Consider the following 15,008-nt stretch of genomic DNA (forward strand, 5'->3'; position numbering starts at 1 on the left):
CTTTCTTGCTTTTCGTACCATGCTTGTGTTCTGAGATGGAGAGCTTTATTGTCAACTAATCTTACACAGCCCAAGGTGCGTCGCAATAGCGACTCTTGTTCTGGTGTGGGGTAAAATCGGTAAGAATAGGCTTTTTCCATACCTCACATTCTGGCATATATCGTGTAAATGCGCTAGTATTTAACGGTAAAGCCGTCGTAGAACGACGGGGTTTCAGACCCAAATTTTCGATGATTAGGGACCGGAAAAAACCGCCGATTCGATATCTTGGCGACTAAGGGAGTATTTAAAAGCGCGATTGATGTCACTGCCGTCATTTGCTGCCCGAAAGTAACGAACGGTTATTTCTTCGATATCGAGGCAGATTTCCGCTTTCCATGTTGGTTTTTCGACGATCCAACAGTGGATATTCTCGGTATTTTTCCGACAACCTAATTTAACTAGCCATGCTTCGATCGCCGGTAAGGGATGATTATAGAGGGGAGTATCGGCAGTGGGAATCTTCATCGCATCTAAATCAAAAATAATTGGGCTACAGTGACGGCATTCTCTCCTCGAAGCATAGCAATAATCACCGCTAGTAACAAGCAGCCCAGCAGGGTGAGTCCCAAGATAAACAAAGCAAAAATTTCTCCCGAAGATAGGGGGCGATCGGTAGGATCGAGATAGGCGCTACGATTAGCTATGGGTTCATCGCTATCGGGGATAGTTTGGATGACATTCCAGTGCGAGTAACCTATCTGTAAATCATACAGGGAACGGCGATCGGGATTACTCAGGGTGGCATAAGCTTCGTTAAGACGCTGGAATTTAACCGTTGCCACTTCGGGGCTGAGTTCGGTAGTATCGGGATGGTATCTTTTGCTTAGTTCCCGATAGGCGCGTCTCACTTCGATCACCGAGGCACTCGGATGTAGCCCTAGAATGGCATAATAAGTATTGGCAAAGCGCGAGTTAGCGGCAATGACTCGCGAGGTGGTTTGGGAATTATCGCGCTCGAAGGTCACAAGATTTTTTAAACTAAAAATTGTCTTAATATTTTAACCCTGTTGATCATGAAATCTCGTTATCGGCCGCGTCTTCAGATCTGTCTTGTCTTTCTTATTGTTGCTCTGACGAGTTTGTCTCCTTGGCTAACCCCTAGCGCCTATGCGGGGATCGATGATGATCGCCTCGATGGTAATATTTTTGTGGTCTATGCGGGTAATGGTTCCCTCGTACCGCCGCGTTTAAATTTAGCGGAAACTTTTCAACGGAAAATTCCGGCTATTATTGTCTATTATCTGGATGATAGTAGTGATTGTAAGCAATTTGCGGCGATTGTCTCCCGTTTTCAAGAGTTTTACGGTCGCGCCGCCAGTATTATCCCCGTTACTGTCGATTCTATCCCCTTAAAGTCTTCCTATCGTCCCGATGAGCCGGGTTACTATTATCGCGGTGGGGTTCCCCAAACGGTGGTTTTAGACCAACAAGGTAAAGTGGTTTATGATGGTTTGGGCAATGTTAAATATGAAGATGTGGATGATGTCTTAAGAAAGGTTTTTGAGCTTTTGCCTCGATCGCAATCGCTAGAGTTAAAAAGACGCTCTTTTAACGAGTTTAACGCTGAATTGCGCTAGTCACCTCGTTTTTTATCCTCAATTGAACCAAAAATAATCATTTAGAGATGCTGTCAGCAGCGTCTCTATCTTGTTTTTAGGAACAATAAAATTATTTATTTGTTGCTTTTATTATCATTTAATATCTATTTAAACCAATAAAAACTAGGCAATTCAGATTTTATCTGAAGTAACATTTGACAAATATTGGCAACAGTGCCAGACTGAAAAAAGTTTGCTAACCTGATTATACTGAGAACAATAATCATTCTTATAGGTGTGAGAGACAGCAATGAAAATCAAGCAAAATTTCCTAACAGCAGCGATATTACTGGGGTTTTCCAGTCCAGTACTGGCTAATAGTCTCGAAAACCTCTCTAGTAACCCCATGGCACAGGTGACGACGGTGAATCAATTGCGGGATGTTTCTCCCACCGCCTGGGCTTTTGAGGCATTAAGAAGTCTCGTGGAGAGGTATGGTTGTATAGTAGGTTATCCTGACCGTACTTTTCGCGGTGAACGCGCTTTAACTCGTTGGGAATTTGCCGCCGGGTTGAATTCCTGCTTAAATACCCTAGAAAGATTGATTCAAGAAGGAGTAGCGGTATTAAAAGAAGATCTAGACAGAATCAAGCGATTAGTCAGCGAATTCGAGACAGAATTAGCGGCCTTAGGGGCTAGGGTTAATAACTTAGAAAATCGAGTCGCTTTTCTGGAAAATAATCAATTTTCCACCACCACTAAATTAACCGGGGAAGTGGTAATGGCATTATATGGGGTAGCCACAGGAGAAAAAAACGGTGGTGAAGGGATTCCCCAAGTACCAGCTTTTGGTTATCGGGCCCGTTTAGAATTAAATACTAGCTTCACAGGCAAAGATTTACTCTATACCCGTTTAGCAACGGGAAATATTGCCGATTTAGCCGATACTACGGGAACTTTTGAAAGTACCTTAGCCTTTACCCAACCCGACGGCAATGATTTATTGCTAGAAGTTTTAAACTACAGTTTCCCCGTAACGGAAAATATCTACCTCTGGTTAGAAGCGACGGGAGGTGCTAAAGATGACTTTACCAATACCCTCAACTTTTTGGATGGAGATGGTGCTAGTGGGGCGCTTTCCGATTTTGGCACCCGCAATCCCCTTTATTTTGCCCCCGGACAAACTGGACTCGGTTTACAGGGTAATTATGGGGCTTTCCAGTTCAGCGCTGGTTATCTTGCCGGGGATGCTAACGATCCTAACCCAGGAGCGGGCTTATTTAACGGTTCCTATACTGCCCTAGGGCAGGTGGGTTATGTTCCAAACGAGAATTTTGGCATTGCTTTATCCTACTTTCATGGTTATAACCAATTAGACACGGGGACGGGAAGTCAGCGCTCGAATTTCCGATTTTTCACCGAAGAACTATTCGGGGAGGCTGTCCCGACCATTAATAATAGTTTGGGTTTACAATTTAGTTGGCGAATTGTCGATGGTTTTGTTCTCGGTGGTTGGGGGGGTTACACAAAAGCTATCACCCTTAGCACTTTAAATGGACAAATAGAACGCGGGGATTTAGATATCTGGAATTGGGCGGTAACTTTGGCTTTTCCTGATTTATTTAAAGAAGGAAATACGGCGGGTATTATTGTTGGTATGCAGCCTTGGGTATCTAATTCTAGCATTAGATTAAATGATGGTAGTGCCACTAATGATCCGGATACTTCCTTTCATATCGAAGGATTTTATGAGTGGAAACTCACCGATAATATTGCCCTTACTCCAGGGGTAATCGTGATTACTTCTCCTAACTCGAATAACAACAATTCTACCTTAGTTATCGGTACTATCCGCACGACTTTTACTTTCTGATTTGTCTAGGCAGCCGGTCAGCAATAAAGATAAAGTATGACGGGATTTGACATCATCTCTCGACGACCGGCTGCTGTTCCGTCGTTCCCCAGTCTCCTATCGCTTTTAAATAGGATTTAGTATCAGTATAACAGTCAGTAAATTTACCATTCGCCGACGAGAATAAGCAGGGTAATCGCAGGTTATTTTGTATAAATTATAACAGACAAAAATACCTGACTATTATTTTTAGCAGGTTGAACTAAGAGGAGTTAATCTGAGAGAAAGTAATACTAAATCCGTTGAGTATAGGCTACTTATGAGGACAGGCAATAGGCAATAGGCAATAGGCAATAGGCAAAAGGGGCAATAGATAATCAGTCTTTAATAACCGGATTTAGTATAAAAAGTTATGTAGGGCTGGCTGAATAAATAGACCTCTGGTAAAAATCAAAAATTGTTGTTAGGGTTAGGAGTCAGTAGCCAGTAGTCAGGAGTCAGGAGTCAGGAGTCAGGAGAATTAAGAATAGACCGCTCACTACCTTAAGAAATCTAGTTGCTCAGAAATTCTAGTTGCCCCTGCATTTCTTCTGGTGACTTGGTGTTAATCAACTTTAATACTCCGCGCATCAAGTCACCGATTTCATATCGTTGTTGTGGAGCTAAAATAATTCCCCTATGAGATAAGCCCTGCTCAATTGTGCCTATATCAGTAGTAGTAGTCATGGTTTGTACTTTGGTGATGAGCCGTGGATTACTCCCCAGTCTAACATTAATTATTGTTGATATTAAATATCGCCTTTTCTTCCTGCATCGATCATCTCATAATTAGCACTCGATCGCTTCTTTTTTCTCTCCACGATTAATACCAAATCCGCTTTTAATAGCATGATTAACTCCTAATCGAACTTTAAAAACCCGCTCCCTGCTCCCCGCTCCACTTTCCTATCCCCTTTAAACAGGATTTAGTATTATTACTGCGGCGTGTTTTCTACTCATTCATCGATATCAAGATTGGAAAAATCATCGTTTGTTTTCTGGAAAACTTTAGCTAGTTCCTCGTAACATCGACGACTAGCGGAAAGCGGAGGAAATGTCTCGGCAATTTTTAAACACTCATCTTTAAACTGAATTAGTTCGGGAATCGGTTGTTGCGGAGTTACCCATATCGCACCAGTCCAGGATACTCCGGGTAAGTTTTGTAGTACGGATAGAAAGCAATCCTGACTAATTTCATCCGCTCTAGAAGCTAGATTGGATATAAAATCTACTTGTTCGAGAATTAATGAACGGGGAGCTTTTGAAAGCAAATAACTGGCTTCTTTAATTTTTTCCGCATCTTCTGAATTAATCCATTCCTCCAGAATTTCTAAGCTTGTTGAAGAAAACGTCAAATTTTCATCTTCATAGTAATAGGGTTTGCTAGATTCACCGTTTTTAACCATTGAGAGAGCGTGAAATAAAATTGGTATAAAATAACGCTCGCCTTCTCCATCAAATATTTTATCCCTTACTTGTCGAAGTATATCAGAATATACCTCTGGCTCTGGGAGGGATACAAAAAATTTATAAGCATCTTGATAGGGGATCGGAGTATAATTATAACTAGGAAGCTCATTAACTTTCCGATAGCGAATACGATCGAGAAGAAACTGAATAACGGCGAGAGGATTATGTTTAAACGCGATGGCTAAAAAATTTTCAATTTCATGATCACTGATTTCTGGAATTGTTACAAGCTTCTTCAATAGTAATTCAACTTCATTATTAGACAAATAATCTGAAGAGAGACCGTAAGTAGTTCCGATTTTACCACATAAGTGTTTAGCCAGTTCGAGATTATTTCCAATATCAACATTCAAAATAAGTGGTTTCATTAAATTCGGTTTTTCACTGGCTATTCTACCGATAGAATTGATAGTATAACCTTTGATATCAAGGTTATCGCTAGATAATAGACTTGATAGTAGGGAAATATCTTTGTCTCGTAAACTCTCAGACCAGAAATAGTAGCTTGTAGCAATCGATAAAAGAATCGGAACCGAACCATTATCGATAGCGAGTTGAATTAGATGAATGGCAGTATCTAAATCATTCCGTCTAAGGTGACTACAGAAAAAACCAAAGTAATTCGCTATTGGAGAACTAGGATTCTCTAAGGTTGCTTCACAGATTTCAACCAGTGTTTGTCTTTCAATTTTTGGAACTAAACAATCTAAAAAAGGATATTTCAAATAAAAAGTATCCGTGCATTGACCTGCATTCTCTATCTCCAAGCATTTCTGATTAATTTTTTGTATAATAGCTTGAGACGATTTGTATTTTTGTAAAAATATTTCTTGGCAATATTCTTCTGCTATCGCTTTTACTCTCTTACATATTTGGCTATACCAATCAGGATTGAAGAAATCAAATTGACCTTTATTATTGATCAACCAATCTAAAGCTTCATGGTTGATCATGAAACCCACCAATCGCAGATCATCCGTATCGGGAATACATTGGGTAATATATAAGGCTTTTTCTCTGACTTGTTGTGAATAGCCCCGATGTATGTACCAATCTAGTATATTAACCACTTTTAAATGTATAATCGGCTCGTGGTTAAAATTAACTAATTCCTCGATTATTTTTAAAATAGTTAACTGCTCGGATACCCATTTTTCGCAACGTTCTTCGTTTCTATTCCCGCTAATAGTTTGAGGTTCTCTAAGTGCATTTTCCAAACTTTGTAAGGCTCTAATAATTATTTTTATATCTAAACTTAAACATTTTTCGATTAATTTTAGTGCTTGGCTACGAATCGTGGGTGCAAATTCAGGATTGAGAGGATGGATTTGAATCTGAATTGTTCGGTTCTCTGTATATTGATATTCAAACTCTTTTTTAAAAATTTCATCCAAAATATTTAAGGCTAAAAAATAGTAATTATCATTATCGATTCTGGTCAGCCATCGAGATACCGCATCAATAATAATTTGTTGTGTTTCTAGTCCTTTGTATTTTTCATATTTCGCCAAGTCTTGCAAAATTCGTAGAGCATGATCGGGATATGGATTTAAAGCTCGATTATCTTGTTTACCAATTTCCCAAAGTAGATCGCAACAGTAAGGCAGATAGTAAATTGTATAACCCACCATCCGAAGAAGGGTCGGAATTTTTGTTAGACGTAAACTATTAACTTCCTCAGCATCTTCTTTATTATTGAGCGCAAATTTAATTAACGTACGAACCCGTTTAGGCTGATAGTAAGCAACCTTGTTTAAATTGTCTAGAAAATAATATTTCTCCCGATTAGACAATTGTTGGTATTGTTGTTCGATGGTATTCCAAACTTCGTCAAGTAACTTGGTTTCCAATTGGTTGACTTGACGAATACGCCAATCTAGCCCAGAAACGTTGACTAAAAAGTTATAAAATATTTCAGAATGCGATTCACATAACTTAAAAATTTCTTGTATATAGCTCGTGGAAAAGCCCTGCCAACAAGCCGTAGCTAGAATATGATCTGATAATATATCTGGTGTAATTCGTATTTTGTTTCGTGTTCGTAACAGAATCCCCGTATTTTCCAACAAAATACCAATATACCGCTTTAGTTGAGATACTTTGATGTCAAGATATTGAGAGGCTATTTGATAAAACTCACTATTTTCTTGTGGAATAGGAGCCATAGCAGAAATCAACTGTAATATCTGTTGACATTTATCTGAAGGGATGTGATCGCTTATTTTTCCTAGTATCTCTTGCTGAAATTTATTCAGAACAGACTCACGAAATTTATCATTTTGTTCTAGTAAACTTGGATGAATTTTATCTTGAGCGACTAACTGACCAGCAATAACTGTTATTAAAGGACAATCTTGAGTTATTTGGGCTAATAGTCGTGCGTGATCTTCGTATTTGTTTCCTAAAGATTGTTGGGCTAATTCTTTGATTTCGTCATAATTTAAAGGCTCTAGATTACCTAGCTTTGTAATGTCGTTTTGGTCAAAATCAGAACCTGTTAAGCTTGATTCTATAAAAGATAATCCTTGAGGTCTAGAGGAAAAAATTAATTTGAATTTCTGATTTTGAGATCGCTGTTTAATATAATTAAACAAATTAGATAAACCCTCTTTTCGATGAGCGTCATCGATAACAATAGCGCAATTAGGCTGGGTTAGTAATTCATCAAGGCTCTCCACTGTGATTGATTCGTTCATCACAAATCGTAGCTCCCAGTCGGGGTGATGTTGCTCGAATTCTTTCGCAAAGTGATAAAGCAGTTTTGACTTGCCACTTCCGCCAATACCTGTAAAAATAGCGATTTTTTGATTATCAGAATCTATAAATCGATGTAATTCTTCGAGGATTGATTTACTACCAACAAATGACCAACAATGATGAAATAAACGCTTGTAATCTAATAAGGTTTGAAAAAATGTTTTTGACGAAACAAAGGTTTCTAGTCCTGATAAACTTAAAAAGTGATTGCACCAATATTTTCCAAAATGGGTTGTTACCAAATTGCGGGAAATATCTGATTTTAAGTATCTAACTTTGCTAGAAATATTCCGTAGATCCCAGCATTCCCAATTAGGATGTTTTGTTATTTCGTCTATAACAGTAGAACTAGCCTCACAGCTTAATAACAATATGTATCTATCCGCTTTGTAGGTAGCCTTTTCAATAGCTGTTCTTACCTCAGCTGCGGTGAATGTTTTATATCGTTTACACTGAAAAACCCAACAAGTACGATCCGTCTGCTCCGCGATAATATCAATACCTCTTTGAAAATCGCCCTTTCTTCCATAGCGATTTGCGTTCTTAGTTGTACCGAATTGAGAAATTAGATCGTGGCAAAAGGCTTCAAAATTTTCCCACGACCAATTGCTGTCATTTAAAGGTAAATTTTCAGGAAGAGGATTAACAGGTGGTAAAATCATGGGTAATACTTAACGCTGTAACGAGATGACTGCGATGTGCGTACAATTTTAGTATAACCTATCTAGGTTAGAGTGTGTGGCTCGATCAAACTTCCCCGCTCTTTTTGGGCAATTGCCGCCGCTAAAACTCCTAAATCTCGGACGATTTTACTCCCCAGTCTAACATTAATTATTGTTGATATTAAATATCGCCTTTTCTTCCTGCATCGATCATCTCATAATTAGCACTCGATCGCTTCTTTTTTCTCTCCACGATTAACTAGGAGCGGAAAGGGTCAACCACTGCCAAAACCCCTCAGACATCAAGATAGAAGATAAATCTAAAGAAAGTGTGAAATTAGCAGAAATTCCTGTTTTTTTTAGTATTATACCTCTAAAAAGCTGATAGGTTTCCCGTGAAGACTGCTAAATTGAAGATAAAAAAATAACTATTTTTTAATATCTCATAACAGTTTAATCCGGTTTGATGGGAAATAACTTGAAAGTAAAATGTTTCAACCTTGATATTAGAGATGAAAAAGTATCTAGCAGAGTTCATCGGGACGTTTTGGCTGGTTCTCGGTGGTTGCGGTAGTGCCGTTTTAGCGGCAGTATTTGTGGGTAAAGCCAAGAGTGTCGTAGATGGTGCTGATTTTAATATCCATCTGGGGATTTCTTTTGTGGGTGTCTCCCTTGCCTTCGGTTTAACGGTTCTTACCCTTGCCTACGCTTTAGGGCATATTTCGGGGGGACATTTTAATCCGGCCGTTTCCTTCGGTCTCTGGGCAGGTAAACGCTTCCCCGGTTCGGAACTACTTCCCTACATCATCGCTCAAGTTTTAGGGGCGATTTTAGCGGCAGTAATTATCTACATTATTGCCAGTGGTCAACCCAGTTTCGCTCTGGGAGGCAGTAACCCTCTGGCCACCAATGGTTTCGGAGAACATTCTCCCGGTGGTTACAGTTTAATCGCCGCTTTGGTCACGGAAGTGGTCTTGACCTTCATGTTCTTAATCATCATTTTAGGCTCTACCGATCGACGCGCTCCGGCCGGTTTTGCTCCCATCGCTATTGGTTTAGGATTGACCTTAATTCACTTAATTAGCATTCCCGTGACCAATACCTCCGTTAACCCGGCTCGTAGTACCGGTGTTGCTCTTTTATGCGGTAATATGGCTCTCGTTGGTCAATTATGGTTATTCTGGATTGCTCCTATTGTTGGGGCCTTGGCTGCGGGTTTCCTCTACAATAGTTTCTTTGAAGAAACTTTAGAAGAAAGACGAATTAGAGAATAACTGGAAAGTTACCGCTAAAGTTTGATTGCTTAAAGAGTCAAGTGCTGATAGCGATTCCTGTGGGGTCGCTATTTTTTTCGTCCCCACCGACAAAATTGAGCAGCGCTCGTCGTCCTTGCTCGCCTCGATCGAGTAAAGTAATCTCTAGATAATTGTCTGGCAAAAAAGTTAAACGTTCTGACCATTCGATCGCCACTATCCCTAAATCTACCTCGATTCCCTGCCAATAATTTTCTAGGTACAGCGCCTCGATATCTTGACCCTGCAAACGATACAAATCCAAATGATACAAAGGAAGGCGGCCTTCGTTATATTCGTTAACGAGGGTGAAGGTAGGACTAGCTATAGGCTCTTGAATGCCCAATCCTAAGCCAATTCCCTGTACTAAGGTGGTTTTTCCCGCTCCCAAATCGCCTTTTAATAAAATTACACTGCCAGAGGCCAAGGTTTGCCCCAGTTTTTCGCCTAAATTGACAGTAGCTTCTCGATCGGGTAAGTCGATAATCATTTTTTCCGCTAGGATGCCAATTAATCACTGATTTTAATATAGCGATCAGAGCAGCTTTCTGACACCCTTGGCTCTGGGGGGCGAAATTTGGTCTTTTTGATCGAGAAAAATAGAAGCAGTTAAACTAATCTCTTATCTCTTAGTCTTAACCTTTGGTCAAATGGTCGCTATCAGGGCAGAGATAGGCGATCGGCGAAACCTTCTGGTAGATTAGACTAAATGGGAGTTGGTTAACTGCTTTTATAAAATTGATTGTTCCCTAACCATGAGCATTGTCTAGGGTCGAGGGGAATAAAACAACCGAAGTTTAGGACTTTAAGCCAGAAGTTAAGGGGAACAGTGAAATTATTATTTTTGAGTAATGGCCACGGTGAAGATGAGATCGCGATCCGGATTATTAAAAGACTGCAATCATCTCCCCACTGTCCCGGTATTACTGCTTTACCCCTAGTGGGTAACGGTTATGCTTATATTCGTCTGGGGATTCCCCTGCTCGATCGAGGTCAAAAAATGCCCTCTGGGGGTTTTATCACCAGGGATGCCAAACAATTATGGCGAGATCTACGGGAGGGATTATTAGGATTAACCTCCCGTCAATACCGTCTGGTCAGAAATTGGGGCCAAGAAGGGGGAAAAATTGTCGCGGTGGGAGATATCTTACCCCTTGCCCTTGCTTGGTTGAGCGAGACAGATTATGCTTTTGTGGGAACGGCTAAATCGGAATACTATCTCCGGGATGAGCAGGGATGGTTAGATAGTAGCTCGATGATCGATCGCCTCTGGGGTTCCTACTATTATCCCTGGGAACGCTGGTTAATAGCTCATCCTCGCTGTCGGGGGGTTTTTCCCCGGGATAGTTTAACTAGCAAAATTTTACAACAGTGGTCAATTCCCGTTGTCGATGGGGGTAATCCGATGATGGATGACCTTTTACCCTCGATAACGGGCGATTTTCCCCAAGATTGCCTAAATATTCTGCTGCTACCCGGTTCGCGCTTTCCCGAATCTCTCCACAATTGGCAGAAAATTATCGAGGCTGTGGCCGCCATTATCGGACGTTTTCCCGATTATCAGCTGGAATTTTTGGCGGCGATCGCTCCTTCTCTCCCCCTAGAATCTTTTACGGCTGCTTTAATTTCCCGGGGTTGGCGAGAACATAGCACAAATAAGTTTATTTGTCAAGAAGTATTTATAACTATTTCTCAAACGGATTACGCCGAATATTTAGGCCGTTGCCATCTAGCGATCGCCATGGCGGGAACTGCCACGGAACAGTTCGTCGGTTTGGGTAAACCGGCGATCACGATTGCGGGGGACGGACCACAGTTTACTCCCCATTTTGCCAAACTGCAACAGCGTTTATTAGGCTGTTCAATTCTCTTAAGCGATAGTGCCGAGTCAGTGGCAGACAAGTTAGAATATTTATTACAAAATCCCCCACAGTGGCAAGAAATCGCCTTTAATGGTCGTCAGAGAATGGGGTCAGCCGGTGCCTCCGATCGCATTGCCCGATGGTTACTAGACGATTTTTGCCCTTAAAGGAAAGTATCTGTCCGATTTTCGCCGCTAGTGGGCCACTCAAAAACAGTTTCTAGGGCAATTTTTTGAGCGCTTGCTTGTTGTCCATAGCTGAAAAGATAGGGAATTTCTCCGCTTTGTTGACGAAACCACTGGAAAACGTAGGGACTACCATAAACAATCAATGCTTGAATCTGTCCGGTTTTCAGCAAAGCTTGATAGATAGCTTTCGTTTCCTCCCTTAATCCGGCACTACCCCGAAAAGGATTACCACGGATAAATACTTGTAGGAGAGTCGTTTCTGGGGAGACGAGGGACTGATTAAAGGTGCTACGGTCGATAATTTGCGTTTGATAACCCCATTGTCGGGGAATTGTCACCGCCGGACAAGAGCGATCGAGAAAGTCACAGTGGAGTAAATCATCGATAATGATTAAATTGCGGCCTTGAGTGGCTTGAATCGGTAAATTAGAGCTAACTGTTTGGGAATCTTTTAAAATATCGCTGACAATCTCTAGAGCTTGCGGTGCCGCTAAACTGCTTAAGGATTCTAAGGAGGGCTGTCTTTGCCCTAATTTCTCTTTTGCTCGTTGAATACGTTGCCAAGAATCATTAATTCTCGCTTCGCTAATTGTACCCGCTTGCACGGCACTATACACCGCTTCGATCGCTTCGATCGGATCGGGAGGCATTAATAGTATATCGGCCCCCGCCTGTACCGCCCTCACTGCTATGGCGGCAGCACTGGCAATTTTAGTCACTCCCCCCATAATCAGGGCATCGGTGACGATTAAACCCTGAAAACCGAGATTTTGGCGCAGTTTTTCCCCGAGAATTTTCGAGGAAAGAGTGGCGGGAAATTCGGCATCCCAAGCGGGAATTAACAGATGGCCTGACATAATACTATCAACCCCTGACTCGATTGCTGCTTGAAAGGGCGGCAATTCGATCGCTTCTAGGCGATGATGATCGTGGTTGATGATGGGAAGATCGAGATGGGAGTCATTGCTGGTGTCACCGTGGCCCGGAAAATGTTTGGCCGTGGTCAAAACTGGATAGGAATCCGCCCCTAAAATAAAAGCTTGAGCTAGATTAGCGACGATTTCAGGAGTTTCAGCGAAGGAACGAATATTGATAACCGGATTGTCGGGATTATTGTTCACATCGACAATTGGGGCTAAAATCCAGTTAATCCCGATCGCTAGGGCTTCCTTAGCGGTAATTGCTCCCATTTCCCTAGCATATTCTGTGGCTTTTGTCAAGCTTTTTTCGGCTATTTTTCCTAAAGCCATCGGGGGGGGAAACCAAGTGGCGCCGGAAAACCTTTGGCCGACTCCCTCCTCGATATCGGCGGCGATGAGGAGAGGATTATCCCCAGACCAACTTTGTAATTGTTGAGTGCGGAAAGCGATTTCGGCGGCGCTGCCTCCTAAGAGAATCACCCCACCGAGGTGGAGGGTTTCTAACCAATGTTTCAGGGTGGCGTTGACAGGTTCCCAGACAGGATAGCGGATTTGTTGGTCAAAGAGATAGCCGGAAGCGCGGACTACTATCATCTGACCAATACGTTCTTTTAGGGATAAAATGCGATCGCTCACTATTCAGTTATCAGTTATCAGTTATCAGTTATCAGCTTCTGAAGGCAAGAGGCACTCATGCAAGAGGCAAAAGGCAGAATCTGGCAATTCTCCTACCTAAAAAGAAGGTTAGAAACTAAGCACATCAAAGGTTTTCTGGAGAGTTATCAGTTATCAGGTTTAAGTTTTAAGTTCCCAGTTTTGTCTAAATTTAGTTATCCTGTTCACTGATATCGGAATCGTCATCTTCTGGGGGTCGATCGCTTTTAATATGATCAAGAAGGTGTAACATTCGATCGCCGCGTGCGAGGGAAGAATCTTCGAGGAAGACCACTTCGGGGGTACGTCTGAGACGGATGCGTTGACCGAGTTCGCGCCGGACGAATCCCGCAGAAGCTTTTAAACCGGCCATAGTTTCGGCCTTTGCATCTTCGTTGCCGTAGATAGACACAAAAATTTTAGCGTGTTGCAGGTCGTGGGATAGATCCACATCGGTAACGCTAACCATACCGGCACCGACGCGATCATCTTTAATTTCCATTAATAACATTTGGCTGACCTCGCGCTTAATTAGCGAGGACACGCGAGATACTCGACGATCGTTAGCCATAATTTTCGTCCCCTAAAAACAGCGAAACCCTTACCATTGTATCAAGCTAATCCGAGCATGGCTTTGAGGGTGAAATAAAGAAAGGCGAAAGTTCCCCCTAGAAAGCCCACAAGTGCGATCGCTGTGAGGGGATTTTTTAATAAAGGGGCTAACCAGCCGAAAAAGGCGAAGAAAATCCCTAAACTAAAGCTAATCAGATAGCGGGGGTAACGGCTCACGTTATCAAAAAAGTCGCCCATAAATTTTGTTTATTATCTTTGTCCGTAAGTAATTATAGCAGTAAGCTTCGATGCTGCCACGCCGCCCGATTAATGGGACTTAACAGAATCCCTAGACTTTTGTGCTATTTAGTAGTATAGTACAACTATCTGGCTGGAGAGAAATACGGAATCACTCTACTCTAGATACAGTTAAGGGTAGAGCCATTTTCAAGATCGTGACGGGCATCGATCGATCCCTGAATTTGGGCTAACCAAAAGAGGATAATGAATAGCCAGATGACAGCGATCAAATATCAAATCTTTGTGGAGAGAGTCGGGAATTTCCCCGACTAATAAGGGATTTTTAAAACTTAGAGCCAAACTAACTTTTGGATGGGTGCAAGGTTGGCATTGATAGTTAGTAAAAGTATAGTCAAATATAGACAGACTGAATTCCATTTCAGAAATTCCCTTCACTTTTACTTCGAGAGATTAATTCTCCTTGGGTGAACTACGCACCTCTCTATCCCATTTTTTCCTGAAAACACTGGCTTTTCAGTTGTTTGTCCATACACTGGTAGGGGGTCTAAATTCAAAAAATTAGCAACGGAGGTATAGGATTCCTCTTGAATAATCACTTTGATTCCTTCTAATTGACATTTATAACTAATCATCTCAATTAATCGAGCATGAGGGATGGTCACAAACTTTTGATTATTGACTTTCCCTAAGTTTACCTCTTGTTTCCAACCGTCATTTTTCCCAATTACTAAAGTTGTGATCTCTTGGTCAACTAAGAGATTGACTAAATAACGACTAGCCTGATGAAGATAATCATCTACTTTCTGATTTCGACATCGAGTTAAACGGCGAATCCTCTGGGAACTTTGACGATTACCTTTTAACAGAGATTGTAACTTAGCTCGACGTTGGTTATAAAATTGATTCAGGCTTTTTAACG

At 41.4% G+C, this 15,008-nt stretch carries 14 protein-coding genes; 4 read left to right on the forward strand and 10 right to left on the reverse strand.

The window, feature by feature from the left end; genetic code table 11:
• The 3 genes from EWV84_RS01665 to EWV84_RS01675 form a co-directional block, all read right to left on the reverse strand.
• A partial coding sequence (locus EWV84_RS01665; RefSeq protein ID WP_287076019.1) for a helix-turn-helix domain-containing protein occupies positions 1–140 on the reverse strand: 140 nt, incomplete at its 3' end.
• Between the two features lie 94 nt (positions 141–234).
• The gene (locus EWV84_RS01670; RefSeq protein WP_004163459.1) at positions 235–507 is read right to left on the reverse strand and encodes a DUF3143 domain-containing protein; all 273 of its coding nucleotides are present in this window, start codon (positions 505–507) and stop codon (positions 235–237) included.
• A 5-nt stretch (positions 508–512) separates the two neighbouring features.
• Positions 513–1,007: a J domain-containing protein gene (locus EWV84_RS01675; RefSeq protein ID WP_287075999.1), complete on the reverse strand. Its 495-nt coding sequence runs from the start codon at positions 1,005–1,007 to the stop codon at positions 513–515.
• A gap of 48 nt (positions 1,008–1,055) precedes the next feature.
• Between EWV84_RS01675 and EWV84_RS01680 the strand changes: the two genes are divergently transcribed.
• Both EWV84_RS01680 and EWV84_RS01685 read left to right on the forward strand, forming a co-directional pair.
• Positions 1,056–1,619, forward strand: coding sequence for a thylakoid membrane photosystem I accumulation factor (locus EWV84_RS01680; protein WP_287076000.1), 564 nt, complete (start codon positions 1,056–1,058; stop codon positions 1,617–1,619).
• Positions 1,620–1,890: 271 nt separating this feature from the next.
• Positions 1,891–3,453, forward strand: coding sequence for an iron uptake porin (locus EWV84_RS01685; RefSeq protein WP_287076002.1), 1,563 nt, complete (start codon positions 1,891–1,893; stop codon positions 3,451–3,453).
• A gap of 531 nt (positions 3,454–3,984) precedes the next feature.
• Here the strand turns inward: EWV84_RS01685 and EWV84_RS01690 are convergent.
• Positions 3,985–4,158 (reverse strand): hypothetical protein, encoded by a 174-nt coding sequence (locus EWV84_RS01690; protein WP_286825769.1) that lies wholly within the window; start codon positions 4,156–4,158, stop codon positions 3,985–3,987.
• A 269-nt stretch (positions 4,159–4,427) separates the two neighbouring features.
• Positions 4,428–8,360, reverse strand: coding sequence for a restriction endonuclease (locus tag EWV84_RS01695; protein ID WP_287076004.1), 3,933 nt, complete (start codon positions 8,358–8,360; stop codon positions 4,428–4,430).
• Between the two features lie 512 nt (positions 8,361–8,872).
• On the opposite strand from EWV84_RS01695, the gene aqpZ reads away from it, so the two are divergent.
• Complete coding sequence (gene aqpZ / locus EWV84_RS01700; protein ID WP_287076006.1) at positions 8,873–9,634, forward strand: aquaporin Z; 762 nt, start codon at positions 8,873–8,875, stop codon at positions 9,632–9,634.
• A 37-nt stretch (positions 9,635–9,671) separates the two neighbouring features.
• On the opposite strand, the gene tsaE is transcribed toward aqpZ, so the two are convergent.
• A complete protein-coding gene (gene tsaE / locus EWV84_RS01705) occupies positions 9,672–10,142 on the reverse strand; it encodes a tRNA (adenosine(37)-N6)-threonylcarbamoyltransferase complex ATPase subunit type 1 TsaE (protein ID WP_286825766.1) in 471 nt (156 codons plus the stop codon).
• Between the two features lie 339 nt (positions 10,143–10,481).
• On the opposite strand from tsaE, the gene EWV84_RS01710 reads away from it, so the two are divergent.
• Positions 10,482–11,681, forward strand: coding sequence for a lipid-A-disaccharide synthase-related protein (locus EWV84_RS01710; RefSeq protein WP_287076008.1), 1,200 nt, complete (start codon positions 10,482–10,484; stop codon positions 11,679–11,681).
• On the opposite strand, the gene EWV84_RS01715 is transcribed toward EWV84_RS01710, so the two are convergent.
• The 4 genes from EWV84_RS01715 to EWV84_RS01730 form a co-directional block, all read right to left on the reverse strand.
• Positions 11,678–13,258 (reverse strand): glycoside hydrolase family 3 N-terminal domain-containing protein, encoded by a 1,581-nt coding sequence (locus EWV84_RS01715; RefSeq protein WP_287076010.1) that lies wholly within the window; start codon positions 13,256–13,258, stop codon positions 11,678–11,680. The two genes, EWV84_RS01710 and EWV84_RS01715, sit on opposite strands and share 4 nt — an antisense overlap.
• A 190-nt stretch (positions 13,259–13,448) precedes the next feature.
• Positions 13,449–13,847: a 30S ribosome-binding factor RbfA gene (gene rbfA / locus EWV84_RS01720; RefSeq protein WP_287076012.1), complete on the reverse strand. Its 399-nt coding sequence runs from the start codon at positions 13,845–13,847 to the stop codon at positions 13,449–13,451.
• A gap of 41 nt (positions 13,848–13,888) precedes the next feature.
• Positions 13,889–14,086 carry a DUF751 family protein gene (locus tag EWV84_RS01725; protein WP_002737592.1) on the reverse strand — a complete coding sequence of 66 codons (198 nt, stop codon included), beginning with the start codon at positions 14,084–14,086 and terminating at the stop codon, positions 13,889–13,891.
• 440 nt (positions 14,087–14,526) lie between these two features.
• On the reverse strand, positions 14,527–15,008 hold a 482-nt coding region (locus EWV84_RS01730), incomplete at its 5' end, for an IS200/IS605 family accessory protein TnpB-related protein (protein WP_287076017.1).

It is taken from the genome of Microcystis sp. M_QC_C_20170808_M3Col (assembly GCF_007095505.1).
GTDB lineage: Bacteria > Cyanobacteriota > Cyanobacteriia > Cyanobacteriales > Microcystaceae > Microcystis.